The organism is Collinsella sp. AM29-10AC (assembly GCF_003469085.1).
Lineage (GTDB): Bacteria > Actinomycetota > Coriobacteriia > Coriobacteriales > Coriobacteriaceae > Collinsella.
The window spans coordinates 1-1,056 of record NZ_QSKB01000061.1 but is presented as its reverse complement, the minus strand read 5'-3'; the positions used below and the strand labels follow the sequence as shown (position 1 = coordinate 1,056).

General features: G+C 65.7%; 1 protein-coding gene. It reads left to right on the top strand.

Annotated features, from left to right (window positions below; genetic code table 11):
* The first annotated feature begins 106 nt into the window (after positions 1-106).
* Positions 107-1,012 carry an IS3 family transposase gene (locus tag DW754_RS10790; RefSeq protein ID WP_082222915.1) on the top strand — a complete coding sequence of 302 codons (906 nt, stop codon included), beginning with the start codon at positions 107-109 and terminating at the stop codon, positions 1,010-1,012.
* The last annotated feature ends 44 nt before the right edge of the window (positions 1,013-1,056 follow it).

The following is a 1,056-nucleotide window of genomic DNA, read 5'->3' as shown; positions in this document are numbered from 1 at the left end:
GCCGGGACGCCGCGGCAGGCCGGAGGGCCCCGGGGGGGCGGACGCGCGAGCGGGAGCTCGAGGAGCGCGTGCGCAAACTCGAGGCCCAGGTGGCGTATCTAAAAAAATCGATAGCCCTGAAAGCGGAGAAGAGCTCTCAAACTGGGAGAAAGCCCAGGTCGTAGCCTCCCTTTCAGGGCACCACCGCCTATGCGACCTGCTCGCGGCCGCGCGGCTCGCGCCGTCGAGCTACCACTATGCCGTAGCGCACCCGCCGAGAGCGACCCGGCCAGAGCTCCGGGAGGCCGTGCGCGAGATCTTCTCGAGGACGGCGAACGGGTGCGGCCACCGCCAGATAGCGATGTGCCTGAGGGCCGAGCTGGGCGCGAGGATAGCGGACAAGACGGTCCTCAAGATGATGCGGGAGCTCGGCATCCGCTGCGGCATCCGCCGGGAGACCGACTACCATCGCTACAACTCCTACCGCGGTCCGGTCGGCGAGAGGTTCGACAACCTGATAGCGCGTGACTTTCGCGCGGGCGCCCCGTGGGAGAAGCTCGGGACCGACGTCACGGAATTCAGGCAGCCCTGGGGCAAGGCGTACTTCGCCCCGGTCTACGACTTCTGCACGAAGGAGATCGTCTCCTGGTCGGTGTCGACGAGCCCGGACATGGCCCAGCAGGAGGAGGTGCTCAGGCGCCTGTTCGCGAGAATGCCGGCCGGGGCCTCGCCGATCGTCCACAGCGACATGGGCTGGCAGTACCAGCACCCTAGGTGGACCGGCGAGCTCAGGAGGCACGGCGCCAGGCAGAGCATGTCGAGAAAGGGCAACTGCCTAGACAACGGGGCGACGGAGCAGGTGTTCGGGCATCTCAAGGACGAATTCTTCAGGGGCGTCGAGTGGGCCGACTTCGAGTCCTTCAAGAGGGACCTCGACGCCTACGTCGTGCATTGGAACACGAGGCGTCGCCAAGTGGCGCTCGGCGGCCTCACCCCGGTGGAGTTTCGGAAACGGCTATTGAAAGCGTCCTAGTGTTCGCTTCTAATAAAGAAGGCCAAGATTCGGGACGCAGTTCA